The following is a 15,988-nucleotide window of genomic DNA, read 5'->3' on the forward strand; positions in this document are numbered from 1 at the left end:
GACCGCTAATTATCAACAAGCAGAGCTTATTGATAATAATTTATGAAACACTTAGTTTTTGAGGATTGGTAGTGATTGGCTCAAACACAGTCAGGTAATTGATTTGATGATGAGGCTAGCCTCATCGAACTCAGGTTTATACCGATCTGGTATTTGTAGGCGATGTTACGATCGTTTCACCGACGTTTCCAGCGTTGGGATTGAAGGCATCAGAAGTTCTCAATGCCAGCAGGTAAGTTCTGTGTGTCGGCTTCTTATTGGTTATATTTAATTACTACTGAACGTCAGTTCGGGATAAGAAGAGCCTGGAGACTGGAAGTCTCGGCTTGTGATGCAAAGTCCGCCTTCGCGGACTAGGATATTAGTTCGCGAAGGCGGACTTTGCAGTGCTAGCCCCGATTTCAATCGGTGGCGGGACTCGATCGAAGCAAATATCCTTAACCCGAACTCACGTTACTTAGTTGAATTGACCGCTCTAGCCCAGGTAAGCTTGCCTCACGCGCTCGTCTGCCAAAAGATCCGCCGCATGTCCTGAGAGGGTAATCTGTCCCGATTCCAGCACATAACCGCGATCGGCAATCTGGAGAGCGAGATTAGCATTCTGCTCTACCAGCAAAATTGTTACACCCCGCTCGCGAAGATTTTTGATAATTCCAAAGATTTCACGCACGATCGAGGGTGCTAAACCTAGACTCGGTTCGTCTAATAGTAGCAGTTGGGGGCGACTCATCAGGGCACGAGCGATCGCTAGCATTTGCTGTTCCCCACCGCTGAGTGTTCCGGCTAATTGATTGCGGCGTTCTGCTAGTCGGGGGAATTGCTGAAATTGTACTTCTAAATCGGACTTGATGCCCAGTCGATCGCCACGACAATAGGCTCCTAGCATCAAATTATCTAGTACTGTTTGCTTGGTTAATACCCGTCTACCTTCAGGACTATGGGCAATCCCTAGCTTGACGATCGCATGAGCACGATCGTGAGTAATCTCTCTCCCGTTATAAATAATCTGCCCACTATGAGATTTAACGATGCGCGAGATAGCCCGCAAGGTCGTACTTTTACCCGCACCATTGGAGCCAATTAGGGTAACAACTTCCCCAGTGTTGACAATCAGATCGAGATTTTGCAGGGCTTGAATCCCGCCGTAATCAACATTAAGCTCCTTAATCTCTAGAATCGGCAGTGTAGATTGTGATTCAGTCAACATATTTTCTTCTAACCCATTAAGCACATCATTCAATATCAACTCTTTAACTACCGAATCGTAGGGGTTTAGAGCTACCCGCCTTTAGGCAGATTGTGACTAGAAGGGAGTTTAAATCTCCGTTCTAATTACTTCGCTGTCAACTGTCAACTGTCAACTGTTTACTCACTACCTAAATAGGCTTCAATCACCGCTGGATTGTTACGGACAACTTCAGGATTACCGATAGCAATTAATTGACCAAAATCTAACACAGCAATCCGATCGCATAAACCCATTACCAGCGGGACATGGTGTTCGATTAATAATATCGTCAGTTCAAATTGCTGTTGAATTTGAAGAATAAAATCGCTCAATTGACCTTTTTCACTGGGATTCATCCCCGCTGCGGGTTCATCCAATAGCAAAATCCGAGGTTTCAATGCCAAAGCACGGGCAATTTCCAGCCGCCGCCGATCGCCGTAGGCAAGGTTATTCGCCGTACTGGAGGCTAGATCGGCTAAACCAACTAAATCTAGTAATTGATAAGATCGATCGCGGATATCGCGTTCTTCGGCTGGTGTGGGTGGTAAATTAAAGATGCCTTGAAATAGCCCGCTGTGAGTCTGAATGTGATGGGCGATCGTCACATTTTCCAATACTGATAGATTACCAAACAGGCGAATATTTTGAAACGTCCGCGCAATCCCCCGTTTGGCAATCTGAAAGGGACGCAAGCGCGAAATATCGATACCCTCATGCAACATTTGTCCGCTAGATGCCTGAATTAATCCCGTCATCAGATTAAATGTTGTGGTTTTACCCGCACCATTAGGGCCGATCAAGCCAAATATTTCCCCTTCTTTCACCGCAAAAGAAACATCATTTACCGCCACCAGACCCCCAAATCGGCGGGTAAGTCCTTGGGCGGTGAGTACAACATCAGGCTGGGGGGGAATAGATGTCATCGATCGAGTGATGTAAATGGGCTGCTAAATCAGCTACTACATATTAAGCCAAAATGGGTTGAATCATTGATACTTTCGTCATCTGTCTGGAGCAGTTACAATTAAAAATATCGCGCTCGATGTCACAATCGGTACCATCCACTATCCACTATCCACTGATAACTATGTTTTAATGCAAGATCTGAGAATACCAACCCGCACACTCTTCCATGCAATCTTTACAGCAACTCCTCGATCTAGATCGCCTGCACGTCTGGCATCCATACGCAGCGATGCCCAATCTGCTACCAGTATTTCCGGTAGCATCCGCCCGTGGCGTATATATTGAGTTAATGGATGGTCGATCGCTCATTGATGGGATTTCTTCATGGTGGACTGCTATTCATGGCTATAATCATCCCTGTCTCAACCAAGCGGCTCATGCCCAAATCGATCGGATGTCGCATATGATGTTTGGTGGTCTAACCCACCAGCCAGCAGTCGATTTGACCATGAAATTGATTGCCATGACGCCAGATCCACTCCAACAGGTCTTTTTTTGTGACTCTGGCTCAGTTGCTGTCGAAGTCGCGATGAAAATGGCGGTGCAATATTGGTACAATCGCGGCTTGCCGCAGAAGCAAGGTTTTCTCACCATTCGCAATGGCTATCATGGGGACACCTTTGCAGCCATGTCAGTATGCGATCCGGTGAATGGGATGCACCATCTTTTTCGCAACATTTTGACCCCGCAATATTTCGCTGACGCACCGCAGATGACCTTCGATCGAGATTGGCAAGAGCAGGATATTGAGAGTTTTGCGGCGTTGTTAGCAGCACATCACGATCGGATCGCCGCAGCTATTTTTGAGCCAGTGGTGCAAAATGCTGGGGGGATGCGCTTTTATCATCCAGAATATGTGCGACAAGCCAAGGCATTATGTGAAAAATATGATGTCTTACTGATTTTAGATGAGATTGCTACTGGTTTTGGTCGAACTGGCAAAATGTTTGCGTGCGACTATGCTTCGATCTGTCCCGATATTCTGTGCGTCGGCAAAGCTTTATCTGGAGGAATGATCTCGCTAGCAGCGACTCTGACGACGCGAGAGATTAGTGAGAGTTTTGCCGCAGGTGAGGCAGGGGTATTTATGCACGGCCCGACGTTTATGGCGAATCCCTTGGCTTGTGCAGTGTCTTTAGCAAATTTAACCTTGCTAGAAAGTTATGATTGGCAATCCACGATTCGATCGATTGAATCTCAGCTTACCGCAGAGTTGGAACCTTGCCGGAGTTTGGCGGCAGTCAAGGATGTGCGAGTATTGGGCGCAATTGGGGTCGTAGAGCTGCACGCTCCCATAGATATGCAAGCGATTCAGCCGCGTTTTGTAGAAGAGGGTGTCTGGTTGCGTCCGTTTGGGCGACTGATCTATACGATGCCACCGTATATTATTCAACCATCAGAACTCACAGCAATTACTAGTGCTATTTATAAAATAGTCGCTCAGATTTAGACACAGTTTAAACAGTTGACAGTTGACAGTTGACAGTTGAAATCGCTGTTATTTCCTAACAGCTTTAGCGATCGCCATATCATTATTTCAGCGACTTTGGCTTTCGGTCGGTCGATCGCTTAAATAACCCCGCAGGTACTAAACCTTGAGGGAAAAATATCGTACCCAATACGATTAATAATCCAAAAATCATTAATCGCCCATCCTTGAGAAACTGCGCGATAAATAACGGTAAATTAGGTATATCCGCTGCAAACCGCAACAATTCCGGCATCGCTGTAAATACCATGCCCCCCAGTACCGCGCCCAAAAAGCTGCGCGAACCGCCAATTAAGACAAAAGTTAAGTAGACAATACTTGCATCGAAAGTACCTTGTCGAGCATTCCAAGTGTTGAGAAAGTGGGCACTGACGGCACCGACAACCCCCGCAAGAATCGCTCCTAATGTGAATGCTAGAACCTTATAATAAGTGGGATTAATACCCATCGCATCAGCAGCTAATTCATCTTCTCGAATGGCAACTAAAGCGCGTCCGACGCGAATATTTTCGAGTCGATAGACAAATGCCATACTCAATAACAATAACGGTAAAGCAATCCATAGATACTCGATCGGGCTATTAAAAGGTTGGGGAATCCCAAAAATCCCGACTGCGCCACCAGTTATTTCGAGATTGAGAGAAAGAATGCGGAGAATTTCGATAAAGGAGATCGTCGCGATCGCCAGATAAATGCCCCGTAGCCGCAGGGCTGGCACTCCGACTAGAATTCCCAAAATCCCGCAAACAATCCCCGCGATCGCCATTTCTAGCAGCAATAAGGGTATCGGAAACATACCCGTCGTCACGAATACTTTCGTTGACAAAATCGCCGCAATGTAACCGCCAACAGCATAAAAACCAGGACTTGCCAGTGATAATTGTCCCGCCATCAGTGGTAAATAGAGGGAAATCCCCAACATCGATCCAAATAGCATCGAGACAATCAGAAAGCCATAGGTAGATAAAAAATCATTCATACTTTTTGGATTAATTTCTGTCCCAATATCCCTTGAGGACGGACTAAGAGAATGATAAATAAAATTGCAAAAGCCATTGCATCTTTATACCCCGAATCTGGGACAAATGATTCTACCATGCCAATTAATAAGCCACCAATCACCGAGCCTGGAATACTCCCCAATCCACCTAACACAATTACAGCTAAACCCTTCAACCCGAAACCAATCCCAAAATATGGCCCCGCAATCCCAAAACTAGAGCCGACGAGCGTACCCGCAATACTCGCCAAGAAGCCACTGACAAAAAAGGACAGCATGATAAACCGTTCGGTATCGATCCCCAGTAGACTCGCTGTAGTCGGATCTTCGGCTACTGCTCGCATCGCCTTACCATACTTAGTGCCAGTGATGAAATAAGTCAATCCAGCGAGAATTATACCTGATATGCCAAAAATAATAATCTGAACTGTCCGAATTGCGATCGGATTTGCCTCACTCCCAAAATTAATCGCGGTCGGTATTCTCCCGTAGATATCATCTGGAAATCTATAGTTTTCGGCTCCAACCAGATATTGAATTAAATTCACTACCACTAGCGCGACACCCAAACTAGAAACCACCATCAGCAGTGGATCTGACTGTTTTCGTCTCAGGGGACGGTAAGCTAATCGTTCGATCGCTACCGCTACTCCACCTGCTAAAATTGCTGCTAAAATTGCGGCGCGCCAGAAAGGTAATTGGATACCCAGCGAAAAGTTTGCCAGTAAGCCATTGAAGCCGAATTTCCCACCGATGAGGGCATAGGTAAAATAAGCACCGAGGGTGAAAATTGCCCCATGCGCGAAATTAATTATCCCCAGAATTGAAAAAACCAAGGTGTAGCCCAGCGCAAAAATAGCGTAGACACTACCGATCGACAAACCGCCTAATAAATTTTGTAGAAATACCGTCATAGTTTTATATTCTATCAGCCGTAGGTGCCACAACAGATCCCCGACTTCTCACAGAAGTCGGGGACTTGAAATAGATAGACTTATTTCAGGAATGTAAATTTACCACTAGTACCATCGGCATCCATCTTAATCTGTGCCACATAGAAGTCCTTTTGGACGATTTCACCTGTTGGCGTAAACGAAATCTCACCCAGAGGCGTACTATACTTACCCGCCAACAATTGTTTATTCAATCTTACCCGTAGCTCGGCAATTGGTTGGGCATTAACTTTTATCGTAGGATTCGCTTTCGATAATGCCGTGAGCGCATCGACAAAAACTTGCACACCCGTAAACGCTTGGGCACTAAATTGAGGTGGTTCTTTCTGGTACTGCGCCAGATAAGCATCCCTAAAAGCCTTATTTAGAGCGTTGGGCTGGGAAGGGTTATAAGCTTGGGCAATCAAGATGCCGTCGCACAGTTTTCTACATACGGGGAACAGATTAGAAGTGTTCAATCCGTTACCGCCAATAATTAACCCTTTATAGCCGAGTTCCCGCAGTTGGCGAATGAGATTACCGCCATCTGAGGCTAATCCAGAGACGATGACCAGATCGGGTTTAGCATTGATTCCGGCTGTTACTTGGGACTGAAAATCCGTGTCGGTAGTCTGAAATTTTTGGACAGTGGCAAGTTCTAGTTTTTGCTCTTTCACTGTTTGCTGAAAAATTTCAGTTTCTGACTTACTAAACGCATCATTTTGAGCAAAAAATACCGCAACTTTCTTGATTTGGGGATTAATTTTAAGAGCCGCTTTTACAGCATTCGGCGCAACGATCGCGACTGGAGCCGATACCCGCCCTACAAAGTCACCAATCTCTGGGATACCTTTGGCTGTATTCGATGGCCCCAATACTGGTACTTTTGCTCGATCGGCGATCGGATCGGCACTAAAGGCTTGCTGGGACAAAGTTGGGCCAACAATCCCAACTACTTTATCGCGATTAATTAAGGTTTGAAAAGCATTAATCGCCCCCTGCTCATCACCCGCTGTATCCTGCAATACCAGCTTGATTGGCGTACCGTTAATGCCACCTTTATCATTAAAATATTTCTCAGCTAATTTAGCTCCAGCAACCTGCTCTTGCCCCAATAGAGCCACATTACTTGTCTGAGCGACCGCAATCCCGATCGGAATTGCACCACCAGTGCTAGAGGTATTTTCCCCAGCACTAGGCGCATTGCTACTCGTGCCACAGGCTGTTAATAATATAGGGAATCCGATGCTCCACAGGAGCGGCTTTGCCAACGATAGCACCCAACGAAACCAGGCTGATGTCATAATCACTCCATCCAACTCACGATAGTCGATCGATCTATACCATACTTCTCGATCGTTATTTTCGATCTAGCTGGGGAATGACAATTTAATACTTCGATGAAACAGTGACTGTATTAATGCTGTTCGCTCGCTCGATCTATTTTGTCAAGACAGATTCCTTTACCAAGAGTTGCTAAGATCGTGTCGTTCGGTTTGTGGGTCAGAGTCCTGTCTGTTATATTTAAGAGGCCCAACTTGCCTCTGGTGTTTAGGGTAGCTTCATGGACATCACAACCACTTTAAATCAAATCATTGCCTTAGATATCCAGGATCGAATTCGTCTGGTACAAGGCATCTTAGATAGTATTGCAGCAGAACAGGTCGATCTCGATCTTACAGAATCGCAAAAGCAGGAACTCGATCGACGGATTGAGGATTACGAAGCAAATCCTGACGAGGTAATGACTTGGGCAGAAGTTAAAGCTTCGATTAAAATTTGTGAAACTTGTATATGAGTGGATTTGGATTACATGCAGTTGGTGAATTTTTTGATGTAGATCTTTATTTAAGTCAGTTCAGTATTGACTATAGTTCTATTTGGTATAGAGGAAAGAATCTACATACCAGTAGTGGCTTTTCAAAGTATCTTGGCAACGAATTTAATCTAGATACTGATGAACAAGAAACGATTGCGATTAAATACATCCGACAAAATCGAGATGCGTTAGAAGCAGTAGTGAAGTGGGAAAATGTAGAAGCTGTCATCTTGGGTATTAGTCCAGAAATACATATCAGCTCAGGGGTTTCTTCTGTATGTCTATCTTTCTCTCCACTGCTTGTGACGGTAGCAGGAGAAATTGGGTTGCAATTAGCGTTTTATGTGAGACCATCTATCTCGTATGATTATGAGTATGAGATTTCAGCAATGCAAGCAGGTTGGCAGTAATTGTATTTTCGGTTGAATTATTAAGTCGAGATTCATTGACTTAAAATGATAAATTAATCATCGGCCTCAAAGATCGGGGCTAAATCGCGCGCACCGTGAAGAACACGGACAACCTGAATACAGGACGGCATGACGACATAGAAAATCACATAACGACCAATTGGAAAACTTCTCATATTTTCTGCCAATTCACCACGCGATCGTCCAAGATTAGGCTGCTCTGCTAAAAGTTGAAGTTTTCGATCGATCGTGTCAATGAACAGATCGGCTTGTGCCTCACTGTCATCGGCGATGTAATCCCAAATTTCGGCAAGGTCATCTGTGGCACGGGAGAGTTTAATGATTTTAGCCATTCTCTAGGCACCTGTAACCTTGTCACCGTTACGAGTGGATCTCCGCTGGCGACCTGCTTGTTTAATCTCTTCTGCATTCCAAGGAGTCGGATCGCCGCTCTCTATACCGTTCTGAATGTCTTGCCGAAGCTGCTCCAGTTTAACTGCTTGCAAACGGTCTTGTGCATCCATCAGCCGTAAAGCTTCGCGGACAACCTCACTCACACTATTATAAAGTCCCCCTGATACTTTCTGCCGCACCATTTCTTCGAGTTGGGGGGTCAAGCTAACGTTGATTGTCATGGGATAGCCTTATTGATATCTATACCTTAATTATGGCAATCATTGTCAATCATTGCCATTACTTGTGGCTTTATTCGTTGTGAGAAGGTACCAAACCTAATCAAACGATAGGGGCAATTCATGAATTGCCCCTATCATTTGATTATATATAATCGCAAATCGGTAATCCTTAATGCTTACAAACCTCGCGAATTGATTCTAATCCAACACGGTTACAGAAATCGCCGAAACCTTCATCAGGCTTACGATCGATCTTAAAATAGTTCAAAATCGGCGTAAAGAAAGTCTCCAAATCGTTGATGTGCATTCTGTCTACATACACCTGCGCCAGACGAGTCTGAGCGGGACAGCCAGCTAGCCACACTTGATAACTTTCGGGGAAACTACCAACGAAGCCGACTTCCGCCATGTAGGGACGGGCGCAACCGTTCGGGCAGCCAGTCATGCGGATGACGAATTGCTCGTCAGGTAAGCCTAATTTGTCCAGGAGAGCGCGGAAACGCTCGTTGACGCTAGGGGCGATCCGCTCGGATTCGGTGACTGCTAAACCGCAGGTAGGCAGGGCCGGGCAAGCCATCGAGTAGCGGACAAGGGTATCAATTTTGAGGGGATCTGGTTCGATCCCATTATCGAGCAGGATTTTGTCGATTTTTGCTTTATCGGCTGGATCGATATCGTAGATCAACACGTTTTGATGGGGCGTGACGCGCATCGGGATTTGATACGTCTGCACGATTTCTCTCAACGCTGTGCGGAGTTTGAAATCGCCTTCGTCTTTAATCCGTCCATTGACAACAGAAATACCTAAAAATACTTTACCATCGCCTTGTTCGTGCCAACCTAAGAAATCCAGATATTTAAAGGCTGGAAGTTGCTTGAGGGGTTGAATTTTTTTGCCATAATATTCTTCTACTTTGGCTTTAAATTTAGCCACGCCCCAATCGTGAATCAGATATTTCATTCGGGCGTGGCGGCGATTGGTACGATCGCCATAATCGCGCTGAGTGGACACGATCGCTTTAACTAAGTCGTAGATATTTGCTTTAGTTACATATCCGATCGGATCGGCAATGCGGGCAAATGTTTCTTCTTTATTATGGGTACGTCCTAGTCCGCCGCCAGCATAAACATTGAAACCTAATAATTGTCCTTTAGCATTAGTTATAACTACTAATCCTAAATCTTGGGAGAAAATATCGATCGAGTTGTCGCCTGGAACTGTCACCGCAATTTTAAATTTGCGGGGCATGTATTGCATACCGTACAGCGGTTCTAAATCTCCAGGGAAAATTGTATGGTTGGTGTCGCGTGCTAATGCCGCTTTTACTTCCGGTGCAGGTTCGCCACTGATGACTTTTTCTCCATCCAACCACACTTCATAATACGCACCTGACTGGGGCGTGAGCAGATCCGCGATCCGATCGGCATATTGCAAAGCGTAGACGTATTCAGGCTTGTTTTTGAAGGGTGCTGGGGGTGCCATCACGTTGCGGTTCAAGTCACCACAAGCACCGAGGGTAGAACCCATGTTCTGGACGATCGCGGCAATCGCTGGCTTGAGGTTGTGCTTGAGGATGCCGTGCATCTGGAAACCCTGACGGGTAGTAGCGCGAATGGTTTCGTTCCCATAGTCACTCGCCAATCGATCGAGTGCCAGATACAATTGGGGTGGGATAAATCCGCCCGGATTGCGGGTGCGGAGCATCATCTGATAATCTTTTTCGGCACCTTTGACGCGATTGTCGCGATTATCCTGCTGATAGGAACCGTGAAACTTGAGGATCTGAATCGCGTCTTCGGTGAAATAATTTGTATCGAGGAGTAGCTCGCTGGCAACAGGTTCCCGCAGATAGTTACTATCGGTCTTTAAATGTTCTACTTTGGCGAGCTTTTTGGGGGCGGAAGTGTTAACCATACTGAGTTTAAGGATACTTACAGGCGAAGATCTAGCTTATAGTAATCCTAATAATTAAGATCTATAGTCTACTTATTCTAACGTTTGCATCGAAGTGGTTCAAAGCGGAGATCTCTTATTTTAGCCGCCGTGCGAACGCACGGCGTACCGTAAGCGATCGGATTTTAACACTCGCAGGCTAGCTTATACTGAGGTAATCAAATCTCAGCAGTTCAGGATCGATGTCAGACACCCCAGATCTCCGGCGGTACGCACCCGCAACCGAACGCAATCGCGAACCGATTCTCGCAGTTTTGCGGCAAGTATTACCACCGACAGGTACGATTCTGGAAATTTCCAGCGGGACTGGCGAACATGCGGTTTTTATGGCTCCCCAGCTCGCGCCGCGCTATTGGTTACCCTCAGATCCCAATCCAGAAGCCAGAGCGAGTATCAGAGCTTGGCAACAGTCCGCGCCATGCGATAATATGTATTCCCCGATCGATCTCGATGCTCGTAGTTCGCAATGGTTGGTAGAATTAAAAGAACCAATCACGGCGATCGTGAACATTAACATGATTCATATTGCGCCAAAATCAGCTTGTCTAGGGCTATTTGCTGGCGCGAAACGCGTTCTGCCGATCGATGGTATCTTGTATTTATATGGCCCCTTCAAGCAAGGTGGAGTTCATACAGCTTCTAGCAATGCTGCCTTTGATGCCAGCCTTCAGAGCCAAAATCCAGAATGGGGGATTCGAGATTTGGAAGAAATAATTAGTGTCGCCCACAGCCATAATTTAGAGCTTCAAAAAGTTTACCCGATGCCAGCAAATAATCTTTCGGTTGTCTTTAAATTGGTTGAGAGTGCATCAGCATCAATCTGATGATAATTGCCCGAAACCCAGCTGGTGGGCATTGCCCACCCTACAACTACAACTAAATCTATTATTCAAAATCTAGTATGAAAAATCCCCTCCCAGGAGCGGCGGTTTTATTCTGGGGTTTCCCCAGAATAAAAAAACCGACAAGACAGGGGTGCCCAAAGGGCGGGGTGGGTAGATCTCCGCATCCAGAAATCCCATCACATCTCCCTCAATGGCTAATACTGACTTTCTCGCACATCTCAACCCTTCCCAACGGCGTTCCGTCGAGCACTATTGCGGAGCCTTATTAGTAGTTGCGGGTGCGGGTAGTGGCAAAACTCGCGCCCTTACCTACCGCATTGCCAATCTCATTCGCACCCATCACGTCGATCCCTCGCACATTTTAGCAGTTACGTTTACCAATAAAGCTGCCAAAGAAATGCGATCGCGAATCGAGATCTTATTCGCCCAACAACAGGCAGAATTAAAATTTGGCAAAGCGTGGGGCGCATTGGATGAGTATCAGCAAACTCAGATGCGATCGCATGTTTACAAGACAATTATTAAAGATCTCTGGATTGGGACATTTCATGGTTTGTTTAGTAAGGTTCTCCGATATGATATCGAGAAATATCAAGATGAGAAGGGGCGAACTTGGAATAAAAGTTTTTCGATCTTTGACGATGCTGACTGTCAAGGACTAGTTAAGCAAATCGTTATCAAACAGTTAGATTTAGATGATAAGAAGTTTGAGCCGCGCTCTGTGCGCTATGCGATTAGTACAGCCAAGAATCAGGGTTTATCGCCTGATGAGTATAGTAAAGAGCAAAATGATTATCGAGGGCGGGTGATTGCAGATGTGTATAAGCATTATCAAGATGCGCTCTGTGCAAATAATGCCCTCGATTTTGACGATCTGTTATTAGTTCCCGTTCATTTATTTCGTCAAAATGCTCAAGTCTTGGATTATTGGCATCGAAAATTCAGACATATATTAGTCGATGAATATCAAGATACCAATCGAACGCAGTACGATCTGATTCAACTCTTGGTTACCAATGGTGTTGATAGTAAAACTTTCGATGCCTGGGAACATCGATCGATCTTTGTCGTCGGCGATGCCGATCAATCTATTTACTCCTTCCGTGCGGCAGATTTCACGATTTTGATGAATTTTCAAGACGACTTCGGTGATAGTAAAGCCGATGATGTCACCGAAACAATGGTCAAACTGGAAGAAAATTATCGATCGCGTGAGAATATTTTAGCAGCCGCCAATCACCTCATTCAACACAACACTCAACGGATCGATAAAGTTCTAATCGCTACGCGTGGTGAGGGCGAACCAATCTTTTTATATAAAGCCGATAATGAAATAGATGAAGCCGAGTTTGTCGTCAGTCAGATTCGGAAACTATTGCGCGAGAATCCCGAACTGAACTATGGTAACTTTGCGGCACTATACCGGACCAATGCTCAATCCCGACCGATCGAGGATGCATTTGTCCGCGCGCAAGTTCCATATACAATCGTGGGTGGGCTGAAGTTTTACGATCGCCGTGAAGTCAAAGATATGATTGCATATCTACGAGCGATCGCCAATCCTAGCGACACAGTTAGTTTGCTACGCACGATCAATACACCCAGAAGAGGAGTCGGACAAACCACGATCGATAATCTCCAAAATGCCGCGCATCAATTAGGCGTACCCCTGTGGGAAATCCTGAATGATGATACTTCGGTTAAAACAGTAGCAGGTCGATCGTCAAAAGGCGTACTGACTTTTGCACAGATTATCAATAAATGGCGTAACGAAGCCGCAACTCGTCCGGTTGTCGATATTGTCACTGGCATTATTGAAGATACTGGTTACGTTCACGAACTCCAAACGCAAGGGACAGATGAAGCCCTCGAACGGATTCAAAATATCCAAGAATTAGTCAACGCGACGCTCCAATTTCAGGAAGAAAATGAGACACCCACACTCGAAGCATATCTCAGTAGTGCTGCGCTGAGTTCCGATTTAGATAATCTCCAGGAAGGTAAGGAAGCTGTCTCGCTGATGACACTCCATGCATCCAAAGGACTAGAATTTCCGATTGTCTTCCTCGTCGGACTAGAAGCGGGATTATTCCCTAGTTTTCGCTCGCTCAACGATCCGCTAGCTGTCGAAGAAGAGCGACGACTATGCTATGTCGGCATCACTCGCGCACAAGAAATGTTGTATCTATCCCACGCGCGAGAACGTCGCTTATATGGCTCCAGAGAACCCGCCATTCGATCGCAATTTATCGGCGAATTACCACCCGAACTACTCAATAGTAATTTGCGTGGTGTAGCCATAGCGAAAACTACCGCCAAAACCCAGCAAAAAGACCCTAAGACCGTCGGTAATTCCACTAGTCAAACAACAGGGTGGCGCGTCGGCGATCGCGTGATTCACCGCAATTTTGGAGTCGGTCAGATTTCCCATGTATTTGGCACTGGCAATAAGCAGTCGATCGCCATTAAGTTTCCAAATCTCGGTCAAAAAATCATCGATCCTAAAATTGACGGTTTGCAGAAAATCGACTAAACCAGTCTCAGTGAGTGGATCTGGGGAGGATGGCAATCGACTCAAAAGTCTTGGCTAAACAGGTAGCTCCCAATTGGCGACGATCTGGATGTTGACAAATCATGAAACTCATGCGAGTATAAGAGACGTGGTTAAAAACACCAGATGCGGGTGTAGCTCAGTGGTAGAGCGCAACCTTGCCAAGGTTGATGTCGCGCGTTCGAATCGCGTCTCCCGCTTGTTAGATATATGTAAATAAAGCACAAAAGTCTCCTCAACTTGGGAGACTTTTTTGTAAGATCTGGTAAAGGCATTGCTGATTTTAGCAAGACCGCTGTCTTAAATTGAGACACGTTAAGATAAAACAATCGTCAATCTTGACGCTTGACACCACAATGTTCCGAAGTATCAAATCGAGATCTAGGATGCGGCTATTATCAATTTCCCGATCTCCCCGTCCTTTCTCCTCTGCTTACCGCCTGTGTCACCCCACCACCAGCAGAAAATCAATCTAAACCAAGAGTATCCCTGTCCCTGCCATCTGCACGGCAAATTGCAAGAGATCGTCTTGACTGAGGCGTTTGGGTGCAATCGCTGCCATCGGCTGTTTGTGTTGCAAGAAGACGGCTTGGCGATCGAGGAACTAGCAGCTACTTATCCCTACAAGCGGCGTTATTATTGGGATGGGAACCGCTTTCGGGTGCTGAGATCTTTGCCAAAAAGCACTGTATGGGCATACCTCGGCTCACCAGCGCGGTGGCAGTGGCTACAATGTCTAAGTGCGATCGGGATACTCTGGATCGGTTATCAACTTTATTGTAGAATAACCCTAACTAATCCGATCTCAAATCTTGTACTATCAATGGCAATAGCTATTGTGGTCATCACCGTCATTACGTTCTGGTTATTCGACCAAGATTAACACCCCGACTTTATGGAAAATGCAAGTGCTAACCTCAGTCTAGCTAGCGTATTGCATCAGTCCGTTCAAGCTGGACGACAGATCGCGCTCACTAGTAGCAAGCAACGAGAACAGGCAATCGGCTCGATGGCTACAGCCCTGCGTGGTGCCTTTCACGATATTCTCGAAGCCAATACACTCGATCTGGAAGCTAGCCGCGAATCAGGGATCTCCGATTTATTATTGGATTGGTTGAAACTGACTCCCGAGCGGCTGCAAAGGTACATAGACTTGTTGCATCGCCTGGGCGAACTGTCGTCAATGTATGGAAGTACCGACCTCGGCTCACCATCGGGAGATCGGCATAGCTACAGCCAGGTAAAACCGCTGGGTACGGTCGCTTTCATCTATGAAGCTTTACCAGAGTTGGGGGCAATCGCCGCTGGGATGAGTCTCAAAACAGGTAATAGCATCATCCTCCGTGGGGGAATCGAGGCACAACATACCAATCTGGCAATCTCGATCGCGTTGAGAAGCGGCTTAGAGCGCGCTCGTTTCCCGATCGATGCTATCCAACTAATTGACTCTAATCCCAGCCTGTTGTACGAGCTATTGACCCACACTCAGCAGGTAAATTTGGCAGTTTGCTATGGACGACCGAGCCTGATCCATCAAGTTACTCAACAAGCAACAGTATCGATTTTGCCAGCAGCGATCGGCAATTGTTATTTATACTGGGGCGCAAACGGAAACTTGGATCTAGTCCGCTACGCGCTCTGTGACAGTCATGTGGGTGAACCAGATGCTGTCAATGCGATCGAGAAAGTCTTGGTCCATACCGATCGATCTTCGACTTCGCTCACTACACTCTGGAAAAGCTTAAAAGATAAAGGGTTTCAACTGCGTGGCGATCGCGAGTTGGTCACGAGCTATGGCGAGTATCTGCAACTCGCTGAAGACGCCGAATGGTCTCAACCATATTTACGCAAAACTATCGCCTTCAAATCGGTCAAAAGCGTCGATGAAGCAATCGCCACGATCGATCGTCACAGTAGCGGACATGCTGATGGGATTATTACTGATTCTTATCTCGAAACCCAGCAATTTGTCGCTGGAGTTAATAGTGCTTGCGTCTATATCAATGCTTCACCGCGCTTTTACCGCCATCAACGGGGTAGCGACAGGATTTGGCTGGGAATGTCTAATTATCATGGCTCCCAGCGCGGCGCGATCGGACTAGCCGCCTTAATCGCGACGCAGCAGGTAACAATGGGCTAATTTTGATTGTAGCACAGCT

15 protein-coding genes and 1 tRNA gene are annotated in these 15,988 nt (G+C 46.1%); 8 read left to right on the top strand and 8 right to left on the bottom strand.

The features are described from left to right. Window positions 1–475: 475 nt before the first annotated feature. A complete protein-coding gene (locus tag ACEW9I_RS06865) occupies window positions 476–1,207 on the bottom strand; it encodes an ABC transporter ATP-binding protein (protein WP_373539609.1) in 732 nt (243 codons plus the stop codon). Between the two features lie 158 nt (window positions 1,208–1,365). Beyond that, window positions 1,366–2,151, bottom strand: a complete 786-nt coding sequence (locus ACEW9I_RS06870; RefSeq protein ID WP_373539610.1) for an ABC transporter ATP-binding protein — start codon at window positions 2,149–2,151, stop codon at window positions 1,366–1,368. A 209-nt stretch (window positions 2,152–2,360) separates the two neighbouring features. Between ACEW9I_RS06870 and bioA the strand changes: the two genes are divergently transcribed. Further along, complete coding sequence (gene bioA, locus ACEW9I_RS06875; protein ID WP_373539611.1) at window positions 2,361–3,644, top strand: adenosylmethionine--8-amino-7-oxononanoate transaminase; 1,284 nt, start codon at window positions 2,361–2,363, stop codon at window positions 3,642–3,644. A gap of 82 nt (window positions 3,645–3,726) precedes the next feature. Here bioA and ACEW9I_RS06880 read toward each other — a convergent pair whose 3' ends face one another. From ACEW9I_RS06880 to ACEW9I_RS06890, 3 genes are all read right to left on the bottom strand, one after another. Next, window positions 3,727–4,662, bottom strand: a complete 936-nt coding sequence (locus tag ACEW9I_RS06880) for a branched-chain amino acid ABC transporter permease (protein WP_373539612.1) — start codon at window positions 4,660–4,662, stop codon at window positions 3,727–3,729. Then, window positions 4,659–5,597 carry a branched-chain amino acid ABC transporter permease gene (locus ACEW9I_RS06885; RefSeq protein WP_373539613.1) on the bottom strand — a complete coding sequence of 313 codons (939 nt, stop codon included), beginning with the start codon at window positions 5,595–5,597 and terminating at the stop codon, window positions 4,659–4,661. Before ACEW9I_RS06885 ends, ACEW9I_RS06880 begins: the two co-directional genes overlap by 4 nt. A gap of 80 nt (window positions 5,598–5,677) precedes the next feature. Then, window positions 5,678–6,919: an ABC transporter substrate-binding protein gene (locus tag ACEW9I_RS06890; RefSeq protein ID WP_373539614.1), complete on the bottom strand. Its 1,242-nt coding sequence runs from the start codon at window positions 6,917–6,919 to the stop codon at window positions 5,678–5,680. Between the two features lie 260 nt (window positions 6,920–7,179). Here ACEW9I_RS06890 and ACEW9I_RS06895 point away from each other — a divergent pair, with 260 nt between their 5' ends. Together ACEW9I_RS06895 and ACEW9I_RS06900 are read left to right on the top strand one after the other, a co-directional pair. Continuing rightward, window positions 7,180–7,413: an addiction module protein gene (locus ACEW9I_RS06895; RefSeq protein ID WP_373539615.1), complete on the top strand. Its 234-nt coding sequence runs from the start codon at window positions 7,180–7,182 to the stop codon at window positions 7,411–7,413. Beyond that, window positions 7,410–7,844, top strand: coding sequence for a hypothetical protein (locus ACEW9I_RS06900; RefSeq protein WP_373539616.1), 435 nt, complete (start codon window positions 7,410–7,412; stop codon window positions 7,842–7,844). The genes ACEW9I_RS06895 and ACEW9I_RS06900 overlap by 4 nt, the downstream gene beginning before the upstream one ends. A 53-nt stretch (window positions 7,845–7,897) precedes the next feature. Here ACEW9I_RS06900 and ACEW9I_RS06905 read toward each other — a convergent pair whose 3' ends face one another. From ACEW9I_RS06905 to sir, 3 genes are all read right to left on the bottom strand, one after another. After that, entirely contained in the window at window positions 7,898–8,197 is a 300-nt protein-coding gene (locus ACEW9I_RS06905) for a type II toxin-antitoxin system RelE/ParE family toxin (RefSeq protein WP_373539617.1), read from the bottom strand. 3 nt (window positions 8,198–8,200) lie between these two features. After that, complete coding sequence (locus ACEW9I_RS06910; RefSeq protein ID WP_373539618.1) at window positions 8,201–8,479, bottom strand: type II toxin-antitoxin system ParD family antitoxin; 279 nt, start codon at window positions 8,477–8,479, stop codon at window positions 8,201–8,203. Window positions 8,480–8,648: 169 nt separating this feature from the next. Further along, window positions 8,649–10,394, bottom strand: coding sequence for a sulfite reductase, ferredoxin dependent (gene sir / locus ACEW9I_RS06915; RefSeq protein WP_373539619.1), 1,746 nt, complete (start codon window positions 10,392–10,394; stop codon window positions 8,649–8,651). Window positions 10,395–10,615: 221 nt separating this feature from the next. Between sir and ACEW9I_RS06920 the strand changes: the two genes are divergently transcribed. The 5 genes from ACEW9I_RS06920 (at window position 10,616) to ACEW9I_RS06940 (ending at window position 15,969) form a co-directional block, all read left to right on the top strand. Then, window positions 10,616–11,257, top strand: a complete 642-nt coding sequence (locus ACEW9I_RS06920) for a DUF938 domain-containing protein (RefSeq protein WP_373539620.1) — start codon at window positions 10,616–10,618, stop codon at window positions 11,255–11,257. A 211-nt stretch (window positions 11,258–11,468) separates the two neighbouring features. Continuing rightward, a complete protein-coding gene (pcrA, locus tag ACEW9I_RS06925; protein WP_373539621.1) occupies window positions 11,469–13,811 on the top strand; it encodes a DNA helicase PcrA in 2,343 nt (780 codons plus the stop codon). 146 nt (window positions 13,812–13,957) lie between these two features. After that, window positions 13,958–14,029, top strand: a tRNA-Gly gene (locus ACEW9I_RS06930). 242 nt (window positions 14,030–14,271) lie between these two features. Continuing rightward, on the top strand, window positions 14,272–14,712 hold the full coding sequence (locus ACEW9I_RS06935) for a hypothetical protein (protein ID WP_373539622.1): 441 nt from the start codon (window positions 14,272–14,274) through the stop codon (window positions 14,710–14,712). A gap of 12 nt (window positions 14,713–14,724) precedes the next feature. Continuing rightward, window positions 14,725–15,969: a gamma-glutamyl-phosphate reductase gene (locus ACEW9I_RS06940; protein ID WP_373539623.1), complete on the top strand. Its 1,245-nt coding sequence runs from the start codon at window positions 14,725–14,727 to the stop codon at window positions 15,967–15,969. The last annotated feature ends 19 nt before the right edge of the window (window positions 15,970–15,988 follow it).

This window comes from Chamaesiphon sp., from assembly GCF_041738855.1.
In the GTDB taxonomy this organism is placed as follows: Bacteria; Cyanobacteriota; Cyanobacteriia; order Cyanobacteriales; family Chamaesiphonaceae; genus Chamaesiphon.

What these genes read in the sequence shown, in the direction of transcription:
- sir (WP_373539619.1), bottom strand. Translation starts at nt 10,394, where the DNA reads ATGGTTAACACTTCCGCCCCCAAAAAGCTCGCCAAAGTAGAACATTTA.
- ACEW9I_RS06910 (WP_373539618.1), bottom strand. Translation starts at nt 8,479, where the DNA reads ATGACAATCAACGTTAGCTTGACCCCCCAACTCGAAGAAATGGTGCGG.
- ACEW9I_RS06940 (WP_373539623.1), top strand. Translation starts at nt 14,725, where the DNA reads ATGGAAAATGCAAGTGCTAACCTCAGTCTAGCTAGCGTATTGCATCAG.
- ACEW9I_RS06880 (WP_373539612.1), bottom strand. Translation starts at nt 4,662, where the DNA reads ATGAATGATTTTTTATCTACCTATGGCTTTCTGATTGTCTCGATGCTA.
- bioA (WP_373539611.1), top strand. Translation starts at nt 2,361, where the DNA reads ATGCAATCTTTACAGCAACTCCTCGATCTAGATCGCCTGCACGTCTGG.
- ACEW9I_RS06870 (WP_373539610.1), bottom strand. Translation starts at nt 2,151, where the DNA reads ATGACATCTATTCCCCCCCAGCCTGATGTTGTACTCACCGCCCAAGGA.
- ACEW9I_RS06865 (WP_373539609.1), bottom strand. Translation starts at nt 1,207, where the DNA reads ATGTTGACTGAATCACAATCTACACTGCCGATTCTAGAGATTAAGGAG.
- ACEW9I_RS06885 (WP_373539613.1), bottom strand. Translation starts at nt 5,597, where the DNA reads ATGACGGTATTTCTACAAAATTTATTAGGCGGTTTGTCGATCGGTAGT.
- ACEW9I_RS06900 (WP_373539616.1), top strand. Translation starts at nt 7,410, where the DNA reads ATGAGTGGATTTGGATTACATGCAGTTGGTGAATTTTTTGATGTAGAT.
- ACEW9I_RS06890 (WP_373539614.1), bottom strand. Translation starts at nt 6,919, where the DNA reads ATGACATCAGCCTGGTTTCGTTGGGTGCTATCGTTGGCAAAGCCGCTC.
- ACEW9I_RS06920 (WP_373539620.1), top strand. Translation starts at nt 10,616, where the DNA reads ATGTCAGACACCCCAGATCTCCGGCGGTACGCACCCGCAACCGAACGC.
- ACEW9I_RS06895 (WP_373539615.1), top strand. Translation starts at nt 7,180, where the DNA reads ATGGACATCACAACCACTTTAAATCAAATCATTGCCTTAGATATCCAG.
- pcrA (WP_373539621.1), top strand. Translation starts at nt 11,469, where the DNA reads ATGGCTAATACTGACTTTCTCGCACATCTCAACCCTTCCCAACGGCGT.
- ACEW9I_RS06905 (WP_373539617.1), bottom strand. Translation starts at nt 8,197, where the DNA reads ATGGCTAAAATCATTAAACTCTCCCGTGCCACAGATGACCTTGCCGAA.